Raw genomic sequence first — 291 nt, 5'->3', positions numbered from 1 at the left:
GGCGGCTCCGCCGTTTACCGGCTCTCAGCCTGCCTTACGGCAGCTCCGCTGTTCAGCCGATCTTGCTGTAGTTGTAGAGCATCTGGGCCACTTCCGCACGGGTCGCGCTGCCCTGCGGGTCAAGCACGTTGTTCCCCTTCCCGGAGATCACGCCGTTGGACACCGCCCAGCGCACGCCGGCAGACGCCCACTCGGACACCTGATCCGCGTCGCTGAAGCTCAGCGCCTCCTCGCTCACCTCGGGGCTTCCGAAGTACCGGTACAGCATCGTCGCCAGCTGCTCGCGGCTGA

The 291-nt window shown here is 66.7% G+C and carries 1 protein-coding gene; it reads right to left on the bottom strand.

What is annotated here, in order from left to right:
- Nucleotides 1–52: 52 nt before the first annotated feature.
- Entirely contained in the window at nt 53–268 is a 216-nt protein-coding gene (locus H7U37_RS15400) for an S-layer homology domain-containing protein (RefSeq protein ID WP_243414360.1), read from the bottom strand.
- Nucleotides 269–291: the final 23 nt, after the last annotated feature.

This window comes from Pseudoflavonifractor phocaeensis (genome assembly GCF_016901735.1).
Classification (GTDB): Bacteria; Bacillota; Clostridia; order Oscillospirales; family Oscillospiraceae; genus Pseudoflavonifractor_A.
Note: the sequence above shows the minus strand (reverse complement) of the source record. Positions and strands in the feature narration are given on the sequence as shown.